Source organism: Shivajiella indica (assembly GCF_042683085.1).
Classification (GTDB): domain Bacteria; phylum Bacteroidota; class Bacteroidia; order Cytophagales; family Cyclobacteriaceae; genus Shivajiella; species Shivajiella indica.
In genome coordinates, this window is the sequence record NZ_JBHUIV010000002.1 from 79,760 (window position 1) to 97,966 (window position 18,207).

At 37.9% G+C, this 18,207-nt stretch carries 16 protein-coding genes; 8 read left to right on the plus strand and 8 right to left on the minus strand.

Annotated features, from left to right (window positions below):
- Positions 1-189: 189 nt before the first annotated feature.
- A complete protein-coding gene (locus ACFSKV_RS00335) occupies positions 190-1,410 on the plus strand; it encodes an Lcl C-terminal domain-containing protein (protein WP_380799515.1) in 1,221 nt (406 codons plus the stop codon).
- A gap of 280 nt (positions 1,411-1,690) precedes the next feature.
- Positions 1,691-3,466, plus strand: coding sequence for a BspA family leucine-rich repeat surface protein (locus ACFSKV_RS00340; protein ID WP_380799516.1), 1,776 nt, complete (start codon positions 1,691-1,693; stop codon positions 3,464-3,466).
- Between the two features lie 94 nt (positions 3,467-3,560).
- Here the strand turns inward: ACFSKV_RS00340 and glmS are convergent, their stop codons facing one another.
- From glmS to ACFSKV_RS00355, 3 genes are all read right to left on the minus strand, one after another.
- Positions 3,561-5,402, minus strand: a complete 1,842-nt coding sequence (gene glmS / locus ACFSKV_RS00345; RefSeq protein ID WP_380799517.1) for a glutamine--fructose-6-phosphate transaminase (isomerizing) — start codon at positions 5,400-5,402, stop codon at positions 3,561-3,563.
- A 123-nt stretch (positions 5,403-5,525) separates the two neighbouring features.
- Positions 5,526-6,926, minus strand: a complete 1,401-nt coding sequence (locus ACFSKV_RS00350) for a DUF4270 family protein (protein WP_380799518.1) — start codon at positions 6,924-6,926, stop codon at positions 5,526-5,528.
- Positions 6,853-7,665 (minus strand): glycogen/starch synthase, encoded by an 813-nt coding sequence (locus tag ACFSKV_RS00355; protein ID WP_380799519.1) that lies wholly within the window; start codon positions 7,663-7,665, stop codon positions 6,853-6,855. Before ACFSKV_RS00355 ends, ACFSKV_RS00350 begins: the two co-directional genes overlap by 74 nt.
- Before the next feature lie 125 nt (positions 7,666-7,790).
- Between ACFSKV_RS00355 and panC the strand changes: the two genes are divergently transcribed.
- The 6 genes from panC (at position 7,791) to ACFSKV_RS00385 (ending at position 13,051) form a co-directional block, all read left to right on the plus strand.
- Positions 7,791-8,639 (plus strand): pantoate--beta-alanine ligase, encoded by an 849-nt coding sequence (gene panC, locus ACFSKV_RS00360; RefSeq protein WP_380799520.1) that lies wholly within the window; start codon positions 7,791-7,793, stop codon positions 8,637-8,639.
- 21 nt (positions 8,640-8,660) lie between these two features.
- Positions 8,661-9,008, plus strand: coding sequence for an aspartate 1-decarboxylase (gene panD, locus ACFSKV_RS00365; protein WP_380799522.1), 348 nt, complete (start codon positions 8,661-8,663; stop codon positions 9,006-9,008).
- Between the two features lies 1 nt (position 9,009).
- A complete protein-coding gene (locus tag ACFSKV_RS00370; protein WP_380799523.1) occupies positions 9,010-10,011 on the plus strand; it encodes a lysylphosphatidylglycerol synthase transmembrane domain-containing protein in 1,002 nt (333 codons plus the stop codon).
- A 32-nt stretch (positions 10,012-10,043) separates the two neighbouring features.
- Positions 10,044-10,730 carry a zinc metallopeptidase gene (locus tag ACFSKV_RS00375; RefSeq protein WP_380799524.1) on the plus strand — a complete coding sequence of 229 codons (687 nt, stop codon included), beginning with the start codon at positions 10,044-10,046 and terminating at the stop codon, positions 10,728-10,730.
- Positions 10,731-10,844: 114 nt separating this feature from the next.
- On the plus strand, positions 10,845-11,984 hold the full coding sequence (locus tag ACFSKV_RS00380) for an acyl-CoA dehydrogenase (protein ID WP_380799525.1): 1,140 nt from the start codon (positions 10,845-10,847) through the stop codon (positions 11,982-11,984).
- A gap of 140 nt (positions 11,985-12,124) precedes the next feature.
- A complete protein-coding gene (locus ACFSKV_RS00385; RefSeq protein ID WP_380799526.1) occupies positions 12,125-13,051 on the plus strand; it encodes a helix-turn-helix domain-containing protein in 927 nt (308 codons plus the stop codon).
- Positions 13,052-13,108: 57 nt separating this feature from the next.
- Here ACFSKV_RS00385 and ACFSKV_RS00390 read toward each other — a convergent pair whose 3' ends face one another.
- From ACFSKV_RS00390 to ACFSKV_RS00410, 5 genes are all read right to left on the minus strand, one after another.
- A complete protein-coding gene (locus tag ACFSKV_RS00390; RefSeq protein WP_380799527.1) occupies positions 13,109-14,488 on the minus strand; it encodes a peptidylprolyl isomerase in 1,380 nt (459 codons plus the stop codon).
- Positions 14,481-15,377, minus strand: coding sequence for a peptidylprolyl isomerase (locus ACFSKV_RS00395; RefSeq protein WP_380799529.1), 897 nt, complete (start codon positions 15,375-15,377; stop codon positions 14,481-14,483). Before ACFSKV_RS00395 ends, ACFSKV_RS00390 begins: the two co-directional genes overlap by 8 nt.
- Positions 15,337-17,343, minus strand: a complete 2,007-nt coding sequence (locus tag ACFSKV_RS00400; RefSeq protein ID WP_380799530.1) for a peptidylprolyl isomerase — start codon at positions 17,341-17,343, stop codon at positions 15,337-15,339. Before ACFSKV_RS00400 ends, ACFSKV_RS00395 begins: the two co-directional genes overlap by 41 nt.
- A 91-nt stretch (positions 17,344-17,434) precedes the next feature.
- Positions 17,435-17,851: an ATP-binding protein gene (locus ACFSKV_RS00405; RefSeq protein WP_380799531.1), complete on the minus strand. Its 417-nt coding sequence runs from the start codon at positions 17,849-17,851 to the stop codon at positions 17,435-17,437.
- Positions 17,848-18,186 carry an STAS domain-containing protein gene (locus ACFSKV_RS00410; protein ID WP_380799532.1) on the minus strand — a complete coding sequence of 113 codons (339 nt, stop codon included), beginning with the start codon at positions 18,184-18,186 and terminating at the stop codon, positions 17,848-17,850. Before ACFSKV_RS00410 ends, ACFSKV_RS00405 begins: the two co-directional genes overlap by 4 nt.
- Positions 18,187-18,207: the final 21 nt, after the last annotated feature.

Genomic DNA, 18,207 nt, shown 5'->3' on the forward strand with positions numbered 1-18,207 from the left:
AGAAACTGGCAGGGAATAAAGTCCTTTTTAGTTTTTATTTTAAGATTAAGAAAAAACATGTAACAATATGTAAGACTACTTGTGTTCACAATGCTATATGATTTTTCCTTTTTTTGAAATATTGAAGTGTATTTTAGAATATGTGAACGGCATAATAAGCTGTTTTAAGTTTAATTAAATTTTCAGGTTATGAAAGCAATAAATTTATCGGGAAAGACATTGTTGATTGCGCTGTTATTAACGATGTCTGCATGTGTTGAGATTGATACATTCACTTCCAATACGGGTGATGTTGTATTCAAAGGCTTTGGCATAGAGTTATTCCAGACAGGAGGAGCTAATGACAGGGTTCTGGCAGAATCTACATGGAAGCATGTGTATAAGAATACGGCCAAGATAGAGATTGAAAACAAGGTCAACGGACAAAAATATACCTTGGATTACAACCCCAACAATTTTACCCAGGCCTACAAGATTACACTTCCATTCGGCGATTATTCATTCAGGTCGGTTGTGGAAGGGGGTGAATTTGAACCTTTTCTTCCCTTTGAGGCCTCAGGAGAATTCACACTCAGTTCAGAAAGCATGGATATTACCCTACAGGCCACCACGGATTATGGTTTGATAACGGTAAAGAATCAGTTTGTTACGAGTGCTGTTGTGTCAACGGGAGAAAATAGCCCGGTAAATCTGGCATTGCTTGGTGACGACTCCTTCCGGTTTATCTACGCCAAGGGAAGTACACCTACCAAGTTGGAGATTATTGAATCCTATTCAGGTACTACAATTGAAAGAAACCTTGAGATAGTGAAATACAGGCACTATAATTTCATACTCGAACTCAGTGAGGGAAACGTTAATTTTATAGACTTGGTAGTGGGGGCATTTGAGTATGAGGAGGAGGTAATTTCTATAGGATCAAATCTTCAAATTGGCGATTCCTTTCAAGGGGGTATAATTGCCTATATCTTACAGCCAGGTGATCCTGGTTATGATGCGAATGTAACCCATGGTATAATAGCTGCTCCAAGTGATCTAGGTAGAGCAGCATGGTACAACGGAATTTACATAACAACAGGGGCAACAGGAACAGCTTTGGGCACAGGGCAATCAAATACAACAGCAATAGTAAATGCTCAAGGAGATGGAATCTATGCGGCATCACTCTGTAATGATTTAGTTTTAGGTGGTTATGACGATTGGTATTTACCCAGCTTAGATGAGTTGAACAAACTTTATCTAAGTAAAGATGTGATTGGAAATTTTGTTGGAAACGGTGCCTCATATTGGAGTTCCACAGAGGCCGACTATATCAACGGCGCATGGGCCCAGAGCTTTACCTATGGGACCCAGTTCGACGACTCTAAGCTCTTCGACTACCCCTATGTTCGAGCAGTTCGGTCTTTTTAACAATTTATTTCCCGGTAGTTCCCAAAATTAACTATTTATTTATTACCTGGAATTTTGCTGTGTGAGGTCGAAGTAAGTGGTTTATTTTGAGAAACTGGCAGGGAGTAAAATCCTTATCAGGTTTTATTTCAAGGATAAGAAAAAAAACATATAACAATATGTAACACTACTTGTGTTCACAATGCTACATGATTTTTCCTTTTTTTGAAATATTGAAGTGTATTTTAGAATATGTGAACGGCATAATAAGCTTTTTTAAGTTTAATTAAATTTTCAGGTTATGAAAGCAATAAATTTCTCGGGAAAGACATTGTTGATTGCGTTGTTATTAACGATGTCTGCATGTTTTGAGATGGAAACATTCAATTCCAATACAGGTGATGTGGTATTCAAAGGCTTTGGTATTGAATTATTCCAGACAGGAGGAGCTAATGACAGGATTCTGGCAGAATCTACATGGAAGCATGTGTATAAGAATACGGCCAAGATAGAGATTGAAAACAAGGTCAACGGACAGAAATATACCTTGGATTACAACCCCAACAATTTTACCCAGGCCTACAAGATTACACTTCCATTCGGCGATTATTCATTCAGGTCGGTTGTGGAAGGGGGTGAATTTGAACCTTTTCTTCCCTTTGAGGCCTCAGGAGAATTCACGCTCAGTTCAGAAAGCATGGATATTACCCTACAGGCCACCACGGATTATGGTCTAGTGACGGTAAACAACCGGTATGTCAGCAGTTCGGTTGTGTCAACGGGAGAAAATAGCCCGGTAAATCTGGCAGTGCTTGGTGACGACTCCTTCCGGTTTATCTACGCCAAAGGAAGTACACCTACCAAGCTGGAGATTATTGAATCCTATTCAGGTACTACAATTGAAAGAAACCTTGAGATAGTGAAATACTGGCACTATAATTTCATACTCGAACTCAGTGAAGGCAATGTAAATTTTATTGATCTGGTGATGGGGGCATTTGAATATGAAGAGGAGGTGATAGAGTTGGTATCGGGAAAGTTTTATGATGCAAACGGCACGATCAAATGTCCGGATGCCCAACCTGGAGACAAGGGTATTGTAAAAGGTAAGATATACGAAGCAGTGGACAGGGAATTACTGATCCAAAGGAGGGATGAAGGTGCTGACCTTACCTGTGTTTGTACTTCTTTGGTGACGGATATGAGTTCTTTATTTGAAGGGAATTATGGTGATTTTATGGTTTATGGGATACAGTATGAATTCAACCAGTCAATATCAAACTGGGATGTAAGCAACGTTACAAATATGAGCTGGATGTTTTCTGTAAGTACATTCAATCAGCCAATATCAAATTGGGATGTAAGCAATGTTACAGATATGTTTTCAATGTTTTTGGGAAGTGAGTTTAATCAACCAATAGGTGAGTGGGATGTTAGTAATGTTACGGCCATGTCCGGGATGTTTTACAAAGGAAAATTTAATCAACCCATCGGTAATTGGGATGTAAGTAATGTTAAAAGTATGAACGCAATGTTCAAAGGCACACCATTTAATCAACCTATCGGTAATTGGGATGTAAGAAAAGTTACAAGTATGGTGCATATGTTTGCAGAAAGCCCATTTAATCAACCCATTGGCAAATGGAATGTTAGTAATGTTGAGAATATGGAAGGGATGTTTAAAAATTCAAATTTTGACCATCCTATTGGTGGTTGGGATGTAAGTAATGTTAGAATTATGATTTCAATGTTCGAATTTGCACCATTTAATCAAAATCTTGAAAATTGGGATATAAGTAACGTAGTTGGTATCAGTTTTATGTTTCTTGGTTCGTCATTTGATCAAAATCTAGGAAATTGGACATTAAATCAAAATATTTCCTCCATAGACAGTTTTCTTTCCTCAAGAACATCAAGATCAAATTATGAAAATACACTTCTTGGTTGGTCAAATAATGCTTTAACTCCCAAAAATGTGACTATGATATCCGGTCTTGAATACTGTGATGAAATAGGGAGAAATGTTTTGATAAACAATTTTGGTTGGGATATTATAGATATTAAAAATTGTGATTAACAAAGCAAATCATAATGTGTCAACGTATAAAGGGACTGCTTCAGGTTTTTGAAGCAGTCCCTTTTGACAATATCTCTATTATCTTGGTTTGTTTTTACTCCACCGTCACCGACTTCGCCAAATTCCTTGGCTGATCGACGTTACAGCCTCTCATGACTGCAATATGGTAGGACAGTTGCTGCAAGGGAACTACAGCCACTAGGGGAACAAAGGCTTCCTCGGTTTCGGGAATTTCGATCACATGGTCTGCCATATGTTTGACCGTTGTATCCCCTTCTGTCACCACTGCAATGATTTTGCCTTTTCTGGCTTTTACTTCCTGGATATTACTCACTACTTTTTCGTAGGAACTGTCCTTGGTAGCAATAAATACCACCGGCATTTCTTCATCGATCAAAGCAATAGGCCCGTGTTTCATTTCTGCAGCCGGATATCCTTCGGCATGGATATAGGAAATTTCCTTCAATTTCAAGGCACCTTCCAAAGCTACCGGGAAATTATATCCCCTTCCCAGGTAAAGGAAGTTTCTGGCATCTTTATATTCTTCAGCGATTGCTTTTACTTTATCATTCAATTTTAAGGCTCTTTCTACTTTGGATGGAATGGTTTCCAGTTCGCTCAATAACTGCATATACCTGCTTTCAGATAGTGTTCCTCTCTGATATCCTAGTTTTAAGGCCATCATAGTTAGTACAGAAATCTGTGCAGTAAAAGCCTTGGTAGAAGCCACTCCTATTTCCGGTCCGGCATGGGTATAGGAACCTGCATGCGTCGCCCGTGGAATAGAAGATCCCACCACATTACATACCCCGAATATGGTAGCTCCTTTGGATTTTGCCAGTTCGATGGCTGCTAAAGTATCCGCTGTTTCTCCGGATTGCGAAATGGCAATGACAAAGTCTTTTTCGTTGATTACGGGATTTCTATATCTGAACTCAGATGCATATTCCACTTCTACCGGAATTCTTGCGAATTCCTCAAAAAGATATTCAGCCACCAATCCGGCATGCCAGGAAGTACCACATGCTGTGATGATGATCCTGTCGGCATTTTGGAATTTGTTCATGTAGTCCCTTAATCCACCCAATACCAACCTGCCGTTTTTGGCATCCAACCTTCCTCTCATGCAATCTGCAATGGATCTTGGCTGCTCGTTGATTTCTTTCAACATGAAATGCTCATAGCCCCCTTTCTCAATGGCTTCAAGCTCCATTTCCAATTGATTGATATAGGGATTGGTTTCTACATTCTCAATGGTTTTGATCTGAAGTTTATTATCTCTGATGACCGCAATTTCATAATCATCCAAATAAACTACCTGATTGGTATATTCTATGATAGGTGTAGCGTCCGAAGCAAGGAAATATTCGTCCTTGCCTACCCCTATTACCAATGGAGAGCCTTTTCTTGCGGCAATCAAGGTATCCGGTTCTTCTTTATTCATGATCACAATCGCATAAGCCCCCACCACTTTGTGTAGGGCAAGCCTAACGGCCTCTTCCAGACTGCAGTGGTTATTGACATATACATCCTCGATAAATTTGATGAATACTTCTGAATCTGTTTCTGAATGAAATTGATATCCTTTATTCATCAGGTCTTTTTTCAGGACATCGTAGTTTTCTATGATGCCATTATGGATCATCGCAAACTTTTCGCTGGAAGAGTAATGGGGATGTGCATTGATATCATTGGGTTCACCATGTGTCGCCCAACGGGTATGGCCAATTCCAATTGTTGAATGAAGGTTCGTAAAACCGTTCAAATGGCTTTCAAGTTCCGATACCTTTCCTTTTTTCTTGTAGACACTTAAGCCCTCAGAGTTCAATAGTGCAATACCTGCACTATCATATCCCCGATATTCCAATCTTTTAAGGCCTTTGATGATGATGGGCAATGCTTCTTGTTGCCCTACGTAAGCTACTATTCCGCACATATTTAAAAATATTTAAAAATCAAATGTAAGTTTTTTAAACAAGCATAGCAAAAAAGAATCCAATAATTCAACTTCTTTAAAATTGAATCATTGGATTGCTATACTTTCTTAAAATTAATATTTTTAGAAGGCTCTGGTCCTAGAGTAATATATTTTTAGAACCGGGCTTTGGGAATCCATTACAAAATCTCTCATGGATTGCCTGTATTCATCCACTCCTCCTACTAAGGGATAAAGTAGGAAGTCGCGTCTTTCAATGTTTTTACGGTAAATGGCATTTACGTGGGATGTGATCGATTGCCGGTAAATATTCCTTTCCCTATCATGGGCCAAAAGGGAAGGTGAATCTGTATAAATAGGTTCACCCGTCGCAGGATCAACCTGAGGCCTTCCATCAGGCTGTACGGCCATTACCCTTCCATCATTCCTCAATATAACCCTATTGGTTTCATTAGTGAACAACATTTGATGGAATTGTGGGGGCCGGTTGGTTACCACATTTTTTTCCAAAGGACCCAATTCCAGGATAACCTGGTTGAATGTGACATTTTGAAGGGTATCCAGGAAAGCACCAAGGGGGCTCATGTCCAATTTGACCAAAAGACCGGTATTATTTTTGGATCCTGCCCTCCCTCCTAAATCATAGGCAACAAAAGGCTCTGTTATAGCCTCTGTAGGCGTTCCGGTTGGGTCATTGATCACCTGATTAAAGTGTCGGGCAATATTGGTATTAATACCTGTAGCAATTGGATAGGTTCTTGAGACGGTATCGCCTTCATTTCTGTAGAAAAACACAAAACCTGTGTTGTTTCCTGGTCTTACGGTGATAGAACCATCTTCTTGTTCATCTCCTTTAAATACAAGTCCTGGAAGATATTCCCTAAAGGTAAAGATGTCTGAAAATACTGTTCCGTCTTTGATTTCCTCAAAAAGCAATTTTGCAAATTCATTGTCGCTGAGGTTAAAATTCACCAAAGTGTCCTGACGTTCTGAAAAGTCAAATGAAGCCTTGAATATCGGATCTCCTTCGTATTCCAAGCTACTGAAATTATAATAATTAATGTCCTGGATTTGTTCATTCAGTCGATGGACCAGTATGCTTTTCGGAGTGGAAATATCATCCGCATTCACCGCTCTGACATTAAAATTGAACCTCACGGAATCCAGTACAGCATTGGCAAGAGGTCTAGGAACGTCCCTATTAAATAGCAACCTGGAATAGGCTATGCCTTCGGTTTTACCGAAAAAGTCACTGACATCACTACCAAATACCAAATTATCGGGATTGGTGGTCAATAAGGAATCTTGCTTGACAACAGTAAGAGATAGGGGTATCTCTTGGTAGACTACCCCTATTTGATTGTTGTTAGGATCCAATGCCAAACCAATATTGGAAGGATCTGCGCATGAACTTATTAAGTGAAAGATAATGAATAGACCTGAGGCCAGCTTAGCCGGCGAGGTCAGTATAGATGTTGTAGTAACTTTCAAAAAGTTGTTCGTCTTCTTCGCTGTTAATCTCACACTTCTTGTCTTTAGAGCACTCTTCTATGAGTTGGCTTAGGTTTTCGGATATTTCTTCGCTCTTGATGACTACATCGGCATATTCCATTCCAATTTTCAGGAACCCTTCGTAATCTTTTGATTTGAGAGGAGCAAGAATGGCATCATCGATATCTACCATTTTCACTTTTTCCAACAAATCGTCGCCAAATTTATGGGTAAATCCGGTATTATAAATAGCAAATACGGATTTTGTATCCTTAAATAATGGCTCATTTTTATAAGTTGTCTTCAAATACATCGGTATTAGGCTGGTCATCCAGTCATTACAATGTACCACATCAGGTGCCCAACCTAATTTTTTAACAGTTTCAATAACACCCTTGCAGAAGAAAATAGCTCTTTCGTCATTGTCTTCATAGAATTTTTCCTGCTTGTCATGGAAAACGCTTTTCCTTTGGAAATAGTCTTCGTTGTCAATAAAGTATACCTGAAGTTTTGCATTCGGGATAGATGCTACCTTGATAATCAATGGTTTCTCTTCCTCTCCTACGGCAATATTAATTCCCGAAAGCCTAACTACCTCATGCAATCTGTTTTTTCTTTCGTTAATTAGTCCAAATCTTGGTACAAGAATACGGATTTCCATTCCTTTTTCCTGCATTGCCTGAGGTAAGGCTCTCACGAAATTGGCTACTTCTGATGTTTGAAGAAATGGATTGATTTCACTTGCAACGTAGAGGATACGAAGTTTTGACATATCTTGTTGTTTTTATTGAGGGATAATAATCGCACAAAGTTACAAAAAAAAACTGGAAAAATCATTGTTTTTCTGAATTATAACATAGTTTTGCCTCTATTTTACGTTTCTTAAAAGCATTTCCGGTGATCATCCTCCACTCCAAAGAAGCCTTTAAATCCTTCAGACAAAATCTGGCAAAAGACCAAATTACCGTTGGTTTTGTGCCAACTATGGGCGCATTACACAATGGTCATTTGGAATTGGTGAAAAAAGCAAAAGATTCTACTCGTGTTGTCATCGTGTCAATTTTTGTAAATCCCACACAGTTCAACAATCCCAGTGATTTTTCAAATTATCCGAAAACGTTGGAAAAAGATTTAGAACTCTTGAGAGCTATGGCGGTGGATTGTGTATTTGTTCCTGATAATCAAGAGATTTACACCCATCAGCCCAAACTTAAAATGGATTTTGGAGATTTGGAAAGGGTACTGGAGGGTTCTTTTAGACCGGGACATTTTAATGGGGTAGGTATAGTGGTTTCAAAATTGTTAAATATTGTTAAGCCCCATAAAGCATTCTTTGGACAAAAGGATTTACAGCAGGTAGCGGTGATCAAAAGATTGGTAGAAGACCTTTCATTTGATGTGGAAATTGAGGTTGTGCCTACCGTTAGGGAAGAGGATGGATTGGCTTTGTCTTCCCGAAATTTGCGATTGGGTAAAGAAGATAGAATAAAGTCCCTGATTTTGTATAAAGCATTAACTTTTTCTAAAACTGAACTTTTAGCAGGGCGTGATTGGTTAGAAGTCCGAAATGTTGTTGAAAAGATGTTTGCTGCTCAGCAGGGGGTGGAATTGGAATATTATGAGCTAGTCCATACCAGTGAAATGAAAATTCTGGACTGTTTAGTGCCGGGAGTTCCAGTTTCCATTTGTACCGCTGCCTATGTTGGAGAAGTGAGGTTGATAGACAATATTTCAGTTTTAGATTAATTTTGCGCAAAATTTCAAAAAATGCACATTCAGGTATTAAAGTCAAAAATACATAGGGTGAAAATTACCCAAGCGGAATTACATTATGTGGGCAGTATCACAGTAGATGAGGATTTGATGGATGCTGCCAATATTATTGAAAATGAAAAAGTACAGATAGTAAACATCAATAATGGGGAAAGGCTGGAGACCTATGTTATCAAGGGGGAAAGAGGTAGTGGAATGATATGTTTGAATGGACCAGCAGCTAGGAAAGCCCAAGTGGGGGACATTGTGATCATAATTTCATACTGCTCAATGGATTTCACTGAAGCGAAAAAGCACAAGCCTGTGGTGATTTTTCCTGATGACCATAATAAATTGATTTAGGGTGAGATTAAATAACAAACAATGGATCCAGGTGTTGTTGTCATTTACAGTGGCTATCTGGATTTTTTGGTTTTTGTATAAGGATATTAAAATCCAAAGTCTATTGGCGGTTTTGAATGAAGCTTCCTTTAGTTGGATAACAGCATCCATATTGGTTTCTTTGTTAGGGTATTGGATAAGGGCTTGGAGGTGGAAGCTTTTATTGGAAGCAGGAGAGAAAATACAAATTAGAACCTTGAGGTCTTTTATAGCATTGATGATCGGCAACCTTACCAATTTATTGGTTCCCAGGGCAGGAGAAGTTGGAAGATGTGTGGTATTGAGCAAAACTGAAGATCAGCAAGTAGGTAAGATTCTGGGAACAGTAATCTTGGAAAGAACTATTGACATGTTTTTTTTAATATTGACCATGTTGCTGGCATTTGTTCTGGAAGGAGGGGTTTTTGTACAATTACTCAATGATTTGGTCTCCTTGGAAAGCTTGTTCAGGAAAATCATGGGCTATTTACCTTTATTAGTAGGAGGTTTATTGGTAGCTGGAATTTTCGTTTATTTTATTTTCCATAAATACAGAGATAGCGGATTTTTGAAGAAGATAAAACATTTTCTAAGGGATTTGGTCACCGGCTTTATCAGCTTGAAAAAAGTAAATAGCCAATTTGCTTTTTGGGCAAGTTCAGCTGCTATTTGGATAATTTATTATTTGATGATGCTTTTTGTAGCATGGGCGATTCCTTCTACTGCCAGTTTGTCATTAAGTTCTTTGTTAATGGTTATGGTAATGGGCAGTATTGGCATGATTGCACCTGTTCAGGGGGGTATAGGTACCTTTCATGCATTAGTGGCCTTTATTTTGATGACCTATGGTTTGACGAATGAGGCTGGGAAAATCTTTGCCGTAATTGTTCATGGAAGCCAGGTTTTGACTGTGATTGTGACAGGCCTTGTTTCTGTTGGGATTTTCTTTAAAATTACTGCGCAAAAGGCATCCAAAACTTATTAAATTCGTAACAAGAAAAGCAAAATTATTAAACTATGATTATACTAATTGTCATTGTATTCGCCCTTTTGGGCTTCGTAGTCAGCAGAAAGCTCAAGAGTAAATTCAATAAATACTCTCAGACAGCTTTAAGGGCTAATTTATCCGGAAAGGAAATAGCAGAATTAATGCTTGCTGACCATAATATTTATGATGTGAAGGTCCTCAGTGTGGAAGGACAGCTGACAGACCATTACAATCCATTGAATAAAACAGTAAATCTAAGTCCGGATGTGTATTATGGAAGAAATGCTGCAGCAGCAGCTGTAGCTGCCCACGAGTGCGGCCATGCTGTACAACATGCAACATCCTATGCCTGGTTAAAAATGAGATCTGCCATGGTTCCCATACAAAATGTAAGTGGTAAAATCCTCAATGTGGTATTGATTGCCTCTTTGTTTGGTGGCTTTGCGTTGGGATTTCCTTATGAATTGATCGGAGCAATTGTAGTTGGTGCTTATGGAGTAATGACTTTATTTACATTGATTACCCTTCCTGTGGAATTTGATGCCAGCAATAGGGCCTTGGCTTGGGTTCGCGACAGAAATATCGTTACCACCGATGAGTATGCCATGTCTAAGGATGCCTTGAAATGGGCAGCCATGACTTATGTGGTTGCTGCTTTAGCAGCTTTGGCTACCTTGGCTTACTACATCATGGTTTTCTTTGGAAATAGGGATTAAGTTCTTAGAAACTGAAAACCTACAAATGAGTTTACATTTAAGGGACAAGAAATTGTCCCTTATTTTTTTTGTTTTTAACTTCCAAGCTGAAATAATTTAAACCCAAATATTCATATGCATTTCGACTATACTGAAGAGCACCTGGCTGTCCGTGATGCAGCTAGAGATTTTGCCCGAACAGAACTTTTACCGGGAGTAATTGAAAGAGATACCGAAGCTAAATTCCCCTTTGAACAAATAAAAAAAATGGGAGAGTTGGGTTTCATGGGTATGATGGTAGACCCAAAATATAATGGAGGAGGAATGGACACCATTTCTTATGTTTTGGCGATGGAGGAAATTTCCAAAATTGATGCTTCTGCTTCCGTTTCCATGTCTGTAAACAATTCTTTGGTTTGCTGGGGATTGGAGAAATATGGTTCTGAATTCCAAAAGGAAAAATATTTAAAGCGTTTGGCGACAGGGGAAATCATCGGGGCTTTCTGTCTTTCTGAACCAGAAGCAGGCTCTGATGCGACTTCTCAGAAGACCGCAGCTGAAAATAAGGGGGATTATTATCTTTTAAACGGTACCAAAAACTGGATTACAAACGGAAGTTCTGCTTCTGTTTACCTGGTCATTGCCCAAACAGACGCATCCAAAGGACATAAAGGTATTTCTGCATTTATTGTTGAAAAAGGCTGGGATGGATTTGTTATCGGAAAAAAGGAAGATAAAATGGGGATTAGGGGATCGGATACCCATTCCCTAATGTTTACTGATGTAAAAGTACCGGTGGAAAACAGGATTGGGGAAGAAGGTTTTGGATTTACCTTTGCTATGGAGACCCTCAATGGAGGCAGAATAGGTATTGCTGCACAGGCTTTGGGAATTGCATCTGGAGCTTATGAACTTGCTTTGGCCTATTCAAAAGAAAGAAAAGCGTTTGGAAAAACCATCAGTCAACATCAAGCCATTCAATTTAAATTGGCTGATATGGCCACACAAATTGAAGCAGCAAGACTTATGGTACTCAAATCGGCATGGTTGAAAGATGTGGGTAAAGATTATGCCCATGCCAGTGCTATGGCAAAGTTATATGCTTCAGAAGTAGCCATGAATGTAACTGTTGAAGCGGTACAGGTTCATGGCGGTTATGGCTATGTAAAAGAGTACCATGTGGAAAGGTTGATGCGTGATGCTAAAATCACCCAGATTTATGAGGGGACCAGTGAGATTCAAAAAATAGTTATATCAAGAGGTATTTTAAGATAATCAAATAATAATTTGATGAAAAGGCATAAAATCTAAATTTTATGCCTTTTTTCATTTAATTTTAATTTTTTATTTACATAATTTACAAGAATGAATAAAATTATTATACTTTTACAGAAAAACTTTAACCTATTGTCTTCATGGAATATTACAATAAAGTCATAGAATCTGTCGGTGTACGTTTTTTAAAGGGGAATAATTTTAAGATAGAAAAAGCAGTATCTGTTTTGGATTATACAGAAACAGAAAATGCCATTATTCTATTGCATCAAGGAGTATTGAAATTTGGGGAAGAGCAGGAGTTAGTCAATGAAGGGGAAATTTTATTTATTCCTGCAGGAAGGCGAATCCCGATTTCTTTCGGATCTACCGGAAAGAAGAGTGAAATCAGCCATGAACATTTTGTTGAAAATAAAAGGAAGTACCTTCAAACGATAAGTTTCAAAGAAATAAAAAATCTGGAAGAGGACAGTATTACGCTTATCAATTTTGAAGCTAAGGTTTTTGATGTGGTTAATTTCTTCCATTCCTTGGGGATACCTCCTTTTGCCATTAGATTCAATGATAGAATTGCCACGATTATTGAGGATATAATTAAAGAATCTGAGCAAAACACTCCCGGTAAAGAAAGGGTGATGAAGATTCAGACTGAACTACTGGTTATTGAAATTGTACGGCATATCCTTAAAAACAGACTATTTGTGGAAGAATTATCCACGAATAGCACTTATTTTAAAGATCCAAGGTTGATTGATTTATTCAATTACATCAAAAAGAATATAGGTGGAGACCTGTCAAATAAAGTATTGGCTAAGGTTGCCAACGTATCTGAAGATTATGTTGGACAATATTTCAAAATGTTGACAGGGATTAATCCTCAGGATTATATTGAGTACCAAAGAATGGAGGCTGCTGTTGAGTTGCTGAGGACCTCTAAGAAAAGTATTAGGGACATTGGAAAAGAAGTCGGTTATAAAGATACCGCTTACTTCTGTAGGAGATTTAAAATGATGTACGGATTGCCAGCTGGAAAAATGAGAAGAAGGGAATCCTTGATTAATGTTTAAGAAAAACATGAATTGATAAAAAAACCTCCATTGTTTATCATCAATGGAGGTTTTTTATTACCTGTCTTTTAAGGCTTCACAGCGGTCATATGACGGGTCAATATCAATAAATACATCTTCTTTGGCAGAAACAAACCATTTACCTAAAATTTCCTCTTCTTTTCGTCTTTTTGTTGCTGCTTTTAGTTTCTCATAATCATCTTCCATATTTGCCCTATGGGCGGGGAATCTATCCTTATAAAATAATATCCTGACTTTGGTACCCTCTCTTTCATCTTCAAATCTCATCGGGGTGGTCAAAGTCCCGACTTTCATACTATCCAAGGTAAAATATAACACAGGATCCTCTAAGGTTCTTAAAGTAAGTCTTGTGGAAGCTGTCTGAGGATCCGTAAAAAATCCCCCATTATCAGAGGTAGCCCGGTCATCTGAATATTCCTTGGCAGCTTTGGCAAAATCTATATTTTTATCAATAATTTGGGTTCTGAGACTGTCAAGATATTTTTCTGCATTTTTAATATCTTCCTCCGAAGGCATTGGTCTTAATAATATATGACGGGTATTAAAAGTATTCCCTCTTCTTTCCAATAATTGGATCAGGTGGAATCCAAATACGGTTTCCACCGGGTTACTGATTTCACCTGGCTTTAAACCCAATGCAGTTGCCTCATATTCAGGAGCCAATTCCCCTCTTCTGAAAAAACCAAGTTCTCCCCCCATCAAAGCTGATCCCGGGTCTTCAGAATATTCTTTAGCCAAAGTCTGGAAATCAGCTGTTCCGTTCATTATCATTTCCTTGAATTCTTTCAAACGGTTCTCCATTTGACTTTTTACTTCTTTGTTGACCTCAGGTTTTTTTACGATTTGGCCCACAATAACTTCAGCAGAGAAAAATGGCAAAGAATCCCTTGGTATGGAATTATAAAATTTCTTAACCTCTGCAGGAGAAACTGCTAATCCCTCAGTAATTTTCTGTTGCATTTTTTGAATGATCATCTGCTCCTTTAGGGATTCTTCTATCTCCGTTTTCATCTGGTCTGCCGTTTTCCCATAAACCTCTGCTAACATACTTTCATCACCGCCAAATTGTGCCATGACCATGGAGAACCTTTGGTCTGCTTGGAAGACCACCTCAGCATCCGTCACGATTACTGAATCAATTTCAGCTTTTGCCACCATCAATTTATTGATCAATAAGGATTCGAAAACATCACACCTTGTAGGTGCCTCAAAACCTTGTTGGGATTGGGCAATTGCTTCCAGATAAGCCTTCTGCACATCTGATTCCAAAAGAATGTAATTGTTTACTTTTGCGACGATTTTGTCAAGTACCTGACCGGTTGGGACAGAGGTATTTTCTTCAGTATTTGTTTGTGAATAAGCGATACTTAAAGTTAATCCCAAAAAAACGCTTAGTATGAACTTTAATTTAATCATATATTTTGAACTCATTGTTTTCAAGTGCACGGTTGTAAATTTCTTTTTGTAATTCTTCGACGAGCTGTACTCTCTTTTTGTTGAGTAATATTTTAATTACCTCATCTTTTACAAAATCCAAAGGAGGAATTTGATCCTGGAGTTTGTAATCCAGAATTCTGAAATAATATTTATATCGATCATCTTCCACCAAAATCAGTTTTTCATTTCTAATCAGGCTTACCAGATTTGGATTGGTTGCCAATGGTGTATTTACTACAATGTCATCAATTCTTACCCAGGTGGAGTCTTCCAGAAAATAGTTGATGGCCTGTTGAAGGGCGATATTGTTGATAGCATCTTTTTGCTGTCCTTCAGGTAAGCGCAATAACCTTTCCAAATTTCTGTTTTGGTTATTGTTCTTTTCCATTTTAAGGAAATTAGTCCTTACAATGATTTCTTTCAAACTGAAATTCTTCTTATTCTCTTCATAATATTCTTCGATTGCCACATTGGAAATTTCTTTATCGAGATTCTTTTCCAAATAAGCTTTCTCAAACTCATAAACCATCAAGGTATATTTATAATCCAGGAGTTTCCTGTTAATTTCAGCCTCATCGAAGGCCATTGTTTTTGCAGCTTCTTTGATCATCAACTGCTTTTTTATCCATGATTGGATATACCTATTGATGATATTGGCGCTATCTACTGGAGATAAACCCTTAGTATTAACCAGATCCAAATCAGATCTCCTTAAATATTGCTGGTCCACAGAGACCATTATAGGATCATCTTCCAGGTCATTTTCTGTTTTAAACTTAAACAGATCACAGGAAGTGGTGATGGCAATCAGCAATAAAAGGGCTACCCTACTTTTCAACGGCGATATCGTAAAGCTTTTGTTTCTCATCCTCATTGATCCGGATGATATAATTTTCTTTTAAAGAAGCAATCAACTTTTCATCCAGAAATTGTTGGTAATCTTGTATGACTTTTCCTCTTGTTTCTGCAAATTTCTTTGGTTCAGGTGCTAACTTCTCCCCAATCAATATAAAATGGATTTTTTCATTAAATTTTAATTCCTGGAAGCTTTTGTTTAGGTCAGCTTTTTGTAAAACTGGATGGGATTCCCACTCAAATAATCCCTCTTCCATCACAAATGCCAGAGGATTATTCAAGAGGAAAGTGTTTTCCAATCTATCTGATAGATCAGGTCTGTATTTTTTGTCAGAAAGGAATCTTCTGACAGAAGCTGTGCTTTCTTCATTTCCCATGGTAACAATCAAAGCCCTGACTCTTTGTTTCCAGGTATATTTATCTTTGTTTTCTTCATAGAATTCCACTTGGCCCACACTATCCATCAAAGCCTTTTGCCAAACATTTTCATTCATCAGAGAAAACAACAAAATACCGTCCCTATATTCATTGAGCAATAACTTGTATTCTTTGTTATTTTCCATGAGATCTTTTTCTTCTTCATTGGAAAGGCTTATTTCAACAAACTTATCATACCAAGCTTCAAAATAACTTTGCATTCCCGGTCTGACATTTTGTTTTCCTGCCTGAATGAAATCCATGAAGTCAATTACAGAAGTTCCTTTTTCCTGTATTGAGAAAATGGTACTATCTGATAGATTCATGGAATCAATAATTTTTGGGACATCATTTATAGGATGTTGTGCATAAAGGTTCTGAATTTCATGAATCACAGGTTCATTCTCTTCAAAAGAATACCTTGATTTTTGGATAGCGACCACTTGTGACTGAATCAAGGTTGAACGGCTATCCCTGAGAATTCTTGATTTAATCACAGGTTCCATTTCCTCATAACTGGAAATGGGCCTCCTATCTTCCAATCTGATAATATGATAGCCATAAGGTGTTTTGACAGGAGGAGAAATTTCTCCTATTTCAGTCAATGAAAATGCCACCCGTTCAAATTCGGGAATTACCGAGCCCAAACTTAGCCAAGGCAAGAGACCACCTGAATTTTTGCTTCCCATGTCTTCGGAGAAAAGGCTGCACACCTCTTCCCAGTTGCTTTCCGGTTTTTGAAGTTCAGTATATATGTCCCCGACCTTGCGCAATGACCTTTCTTCTGCAATAGGGTCCTCTTCTTGGGTTCTGATAAGAATGTGGGACACACGAATTTCTCCGGGATTAGGTTTTCTATCTTCTAATTTGATGATATGATATCCAAAATTGGTAAGAACGGGATCAGAAATCTGCCCGATTTGCAAGGAATATGCGGCATCTTCAAATTGATGGACCATTTGTAAGGCGGTGAAGTAGCCGAGGCTTCCTTTATTATCCTTAGCGGAAGGATCATCAGAATACTTTTCTGCTAGTTCGTTGAAATCTGCACCGGCTTCAGCTTCTGCTTTTAACTTTTGGGCCATTCTAAAAACAGCAATGGTATCTTCCCTACTTGAATTATTTGGGAACTGTAGCAGGATATGGCTAGCTTTGACCACTTCCTTCATCCTGTTATAAGCTTTCATCAACTCCCCTTCCTGCAAAGAATTTTTGATTAGGAAGGGTTTGATTAAATCTTCTTTGAAAATTTCAAACTCCCTCTTGAATTCTTCAAGGGTATCTAGCCCCAAATTTTCAGCTTCTTTTACCTTAAGTTTATAATTGATGAATAATTCGAAATTCTCCTCAAATTCCTCTGGGCTTATTTTTTCACTTTTGTCCTGAAACTGCCTGTTTTTAGATAATAGGTATAGGAATTCATCGGCAAAAATATCCTCGTTGCCTATGGTCATTAAAGGAACCGGAATTTCCTGTGCTGTATCTTCCTTTACAATAGTAGGTTTGGGACTACACGAAAAGGCTAAGAAGAATATGGAATACCATATATACTTTTTATTCATATTGAATCATTTGCCAAAATGATACTGCAATGTTACAAATTATAATGAAGAAATTTTGGGCCAATCAAGATTATCCTTCAATTATTAACAATTATTTGGATTTCAAATTTTTAAACAATCTGCAGGTATTTTTTGTGCCATTGGACTCAAATTCTATTTTATCCATAATTTTCTTCACCAGCATTATTCCCAGTCCGCCTTTTCTCTTGCTTTTAATCACATGTGTTAAATCAGGTTCCTGGTATTCCAGTATATTGAAACCTTGGCCAAAATCATAAATTTCAAAAACAGCATGCTCATTTGAGATTTTAGTCATTATTTCTATAAATGAGGCAGGGTTACATGAATGGGAATGAATGATTAGATTGGCACAGATCTCCTCCACTGCAAGGATAACCTGGTGCTGTTCAACCTCACCCAAAGGAGTGGCATGTAGGGTCTTGTCTAAAAATTCCCTTAAATATACCAATTGGTTGGTATTGCAATATAACCTTAACTTATTGCTCATAATATAGCCTCAAGCGCCTCTTCCATGTTGGGTTTTAGAGTGATCAATTTGTCCAATCCCAAAATGACAAATACTTGTTGAACTTTTTCCAATAATCCAAAAATAACCAATTGAATACCTTTTTCATGAAATTCCTCCAAATAGGACATAAAAACACCCAATCCCGCCGAAGAGATGTATTCCAATTTGCTTCCATCCACCAAAATCCGGTTAACTCCTTGAGATAACATTTCCTGGATAGCAGCATCCAAATCCACAGAGTTGCTGGCATCCACTTCTCCTGAAAGATGTAGGATGGAATAGCCATCTTGTCTGATATTTTCAATGTTCAACATGATTTTATTATACGCTTTATA